At 66.0% G+C, this 4,086-nt stretch carries 4 protein-coding genes; 3 read left to right on the top strand and 1 reads right to left on the bottom strand.

Going from position 1 to position 4,086, the window contains the following annotated elements; translation table 11 throughout:
* From Vqi01_RS30035 to Vqi01_RS30025, 3 genes are all read left to right on the top strand, one after another.
* Window positions 1–650, top strand: a 650-nt coding sequence (locus Vqi01_RS30035; RefSeq protein WP_204038503.1) for a hypothetical protein, incomplete at its 5' end; no start/stop codon positions are given.
* Window positions 651–1,252: 602 nt separating this feature from the next.
* Window positions 1,253–2,200 (top strand): DUF6528 family protein, encoded by a 948-nt coding sequence (locus Vqi01_RS30030; RefSeq protein ID WP_204038502.1) that lies wholly within the window; start codon window positions 1,253–1,255, stop codon window positions 2,198–2,200.
* 347 nt (window positions 2,201–2,547) lie between these two features.
* Window positions 2,548–3,039, top strand: coding sequence for a DinB family protein (locus Vqi01_RS30025; protein ID WP_204038505.1), 492 nt, complete (start codon window positions 2,548–2,550; stop codon window positions 3,037–3,039).
* Between the two features lie 343 nt (window positions 3,040–3,382).
* Here the strand turns inward: Vqi01_RS30025 and Vqi01_RS30020 are convergent, their stop codons facing one another.
* Complete coding sequence (locus Vqi01_RS30020) at window positions 3,383–4,051, bottom strand: class I SAM-dependent methyltransferase (protein ID WP_204038504.1); 669 nt, start codon at window positions 4,049–4,051, stop codon at window positions 3,383–3,385.
* Between the last annotated feature and the right edge of the window lie 35 nt (window positions 4,052–4,086).

Here is a 4,086-nt window from a genome sequence, read left to right as displayed (position 1 = left end):
CTAGCTGCCCCTGGCTGGCAAAAGTGGTCCCGTTGACCTCCTCACTAATGGCAGAACCACAGCCATCCGAGGATGGAGAAATGCCCGACACCTTCGAGTCGCCGAAAATAACCGGAGACGCGAACTTCACAATGATCGATCTCAACATCACCGCTCCTGAAGGACAGAGAATCCGGATCAGTGAGATCAGGATCCGAGTCCTGGAAAGTGCTCCGGCGCCGACTAGTGAGACTGCGGCGGTTGTCGGGGTGCAGAGGTGGGGCTGTGGCGCTCCCCCGACTGAGGTGAATACCCACGCTTTGATTCGCCCTAGCGACCACGAGGTGACCGCCGTGCCCGACAAGGGCAGCGAACACAACCTCCCTCAGGTCATCGCGGATGACGACGAGGGATTGGTGATCTCCCTCAAGGTGGGGACTGCCACCTGCGATTGCAGATGGTTTCCAGTCGTCCATTGGTCAGTTGCTGGAAAGGACGAGGTAGCTCAAGAGGTTAGGCCCCGGGAAGGCTTCTACCGAACTGTGGCAGCAGCTCACCTCGACCGCTATGCATGGAAACAGGACCATGATCGCCCTTTGCCTGGTGGGCGGTTCCGATGGGTGCCGACGGAGTTCCCGGAGGAGCTCCTTGTTGCGTGGCCGGATGAGTAGGGTTTATCGCGTATGTCTCTGGGCGGGCGCGACCTTCGCTGTCGGCGTCGGCGGTCGTGATCGGATGCCTGCTTGCGCAACTGCTCGCAAGCGGCGTGGACTGAGTGATGCTCGACGACTGACCACATGGCCGTTGTCCGGCCGATGATCGCCGGCAACGGCGCCGATGATCGCGAGCGTGTTCGCCTCCGTCGCATCCGACGTAAATATCACCTCGCTTTCATGCTTGGCGGCCAAGGCGTTCTGCACGCTAGGTGCATCACGACGCCGCTCGCCCTGCAGAGTTGGGCAACGCCTGGAGCCGGGATCGTCATCCCCGTCTTTGACCAGCGCTGAAGTTGTTGTTGCTCCGAAAGCTGCCACAGGCCGTAAACCGGGTTTCCGGCCCGGCGGTCGGGTTGGCTGGCCGGGTGCTGTCCGGTACGCCGCGCGACACCCCTGAGCATGGTCGACCGTGCTGTCGCCCATCCAACGCCATCATTGGCAGCCGGTCACCAATCGCATACGTTCGAACATCATCAGTCGTGGTGCAGGCCGATATTTCGTGGGCCGCACCGTCAACGCCCCCCCGATGGGGCTCGTCACACGGGAGGTTCATGGCGATGATGCGATCAGCAGACAGGGCGCGACGGCGATGGCACACGATCGGCGCAACCCTCGGCGCGGCGGCGGTGGGCATGGTGGGAGTGCTGGTCGCGCCGACCGACGCGCAGGCAGCCAGCGACCGAGTCGCGGTGGTCGACCAGCGGTACGGGATCAGGATCTTCAGTGCTGGCGCCAGCCGGTGGACGGCTGGTTCGGCCCAGTGGTCGTGGAAGCGACCCGCCGGCAGCGGCTGGAAGAACCTCTCCGACGTCAAGTTCCGCAAGCAGGGCTCGCGGAATGTGGTCCTGGTGGCCGCGTCCGGCGGCCGGGCCGGGATTGTCGACTACGCCACCCGCAAGGTGCGGTACCAGGTCACGCCAGGCGGCAACCCACACGCCATCGAGTTGCTGCCCAACGGCGCTGTCGTGGTCGCCTCCTCCGCTCCCGGCAAGCTCACCCTCTACGGCAAGGGCCGGACCAGCCCGGCCGCCACGAAGGCGTTCGCCAAGGCGCACGCCGTCTACTGGGACAGTGCCATCAAGCGCCTCTGGGCCGCTGGCGGCACCCGGCTGTGCAGCTACAAGGTGAGCGGCACGGCCACCGCTCCTAAACTCACCAACGCCGCCTGCCGGACGGTCACCGGAAACGTGCACGACCTGTCACCGGTCTACGGCACCTCTGCCAACCTCTGGATGAGCAACACCAGCCACGTTTACCGGTACGACATCAACCGCAACCGATTCCAGCGAGCACCCGGGTACATCGACACAAACAAGATCAAGAGTGTCGGTAACCACTCCGGTGGGCTGGTCTTCACCACCAAGGTCGACGGCGCGAACCGCGACGGCACCTACGGCAACGGCAACGTCTGGCTGTATCGGCTGAACGGTTCCTACGTCGGCAACCGCTACCTCTCCGGGGCAGCGATCTACAAGGCCCGGCCAGTGGTCTGGAGCTACCGGTAGCCACGCCCGGAGTCGGTGACGGGTGCCCGCCAAATCTCCTACCGATGGGGCCCGTGCAGCGACGACGAGGACGGCCAGTGGACGGTCGGTTACCCGTGCGGACCGTCCACTGGCCGAGATCGGCGGGCGGATGAGCTGCCCGAACGGCGCCAGGGCTCCGACGGCGGTCGTCCGCTGGCGGAGCTCTGGCCTCACCCCAGGGCCGTCGACCGCCCTGGCCGCGTACCCACCGGCTGCGGCAGCACCGACGGCGGCCTTACCGGCCAAGCCACCGCCTGCAGTGCCCTGCCTCTCGGCGCCGTTCGGATGCTGGCGATAATCGACCCGTGAGCACCATCGATCGTCCTATGCCGCCCCTGAACGCCGACGAGCGCACGACGCTCGAAAGCTGGCTCGACTTTCACCGCGCCACACTGGCCATGAAGTGCGAAGGGCTGGACGATGAGCAGGCCGCCGTGGCGTCCGTGCCACCGTCCGGCTTCACGTTGACCGGCCTGGTCCAGCACATGGCGGAGGTGGAGCGGAATTGGTTCCGTCGCGTGTTCGCCGGAGAACAGGCTCCGCCTATCTACGACCGGCAGGCCGACCCGGATGGCCCCGACGGTGGTTTCGATGTGGCTGAGGGCGCCACCCTGAATGAGGCCCTCGCCATCTGGCACGCGGAGATCGCCCGCGCCCGTGAGCACTGCGCCGAGCGTGCTCTGGACGATACGGGTCGATTCATGGAGCAGGACGTCAACCTTCGCTGGATCTACGTCCACATGATCGAGGAGTACGCTCGCCACAACGGCCACGCCGACCTGGTCCGGGAACGCATCGATGGCACTACCGGCGTGTAGCGCCGGATCGGCGCTTGGGGACCATCGCTCGGGAAAGTCACGCTAGCCAAGATCAGGTGATGTTGATCAGGGCAGGGAGCGCCCCGAAAACGTCACGACGCCGGCGCCCGCGAGCGGGCACTGCCGGATCATCGACAGCAACGCCCAGCCCGCCGCCCTGGCAAGTACCGTCTGGCGCAACGGCTCTCTCGGCCGCCGTCACCGAGGGAGGTCCCATGATCCGGTTCCACGCCATCTCTCGCCCCCTCGTGCCGGGCCGTAGCGGTGACGGAGGGATCTCGATGCCCGCCCCGTCCAGGCGGGGCACACTCAACTCGGCACGACAAGCAGTTCGGGGTCTTGCTCAGGCCCGGCAGATGATCTCGCCGTGGAGCACGGTGAACCAGGCGTCGCTGGCGTCAGCCCATTCCCGCCAGCCCTGAGAGATGCGGTGTAGGTCGTCCTCGGTGGCCAGACCGGAGGCCAATACCTGCTGGGCCAGGTCCGAATACAGAATCCGTTCGGCCCACATCTGGCCCCACCACTGCCGGTCGGCGGGGGCGGCGAAGCACCAGGTGCTCGCTGTCGCGGTGACGTCGGTGAACCCGGCCTTGTTGGCCCAGGACAGCAGGCGGCGTCCGGCGTCCGGCTCGCCGCCGTTGTCGCGGGCGGCCTGTCTGTAGAGGGCTAGCCAGTCGTTGAGCGCGGGCACGTGCGGGAACCAGGTGAACGCCGTGTAGTCGCTGTCACGGGCGGCGATGATGCCGCCGGGCCGGCATACTCGGCGCATTTCGGTCAGCGCCCGGACCGGATCGGCCACGTGTTGAAGGACCTGGTGGGCATGGACGACGTCGAAGGTGTTGTCGGGCAGATCGAGGGAGTGGACATCGGCGACGACGAAGTCGATGTTTTCCTGTCGACGTGCGTTGGCCTCCGCCCGAGCCAGTTGCAGCGCCGGTTCGGTGATCTCCGTGGCGGCGGTACGCCATCGATGTGAGCGCAGAACCGTCTCGTGATGCCCGTGGGTGTACACGTGTGGCGCTGCGGCCATTTCGTCTCCAGCCTTCT

The organism is Micromonospora qiuiae, assembly GCF_016863555.1.
Classification (GTDB): Bacteria; Actinomycetota; Actinomycetes; order Mycobacteriales; family Micromonosporaceae; genus Micromonospora; species Micromonospora qiuiae.
This window is presented reverse-complemented; position numbering and strand designations above follow the sequence as displayed.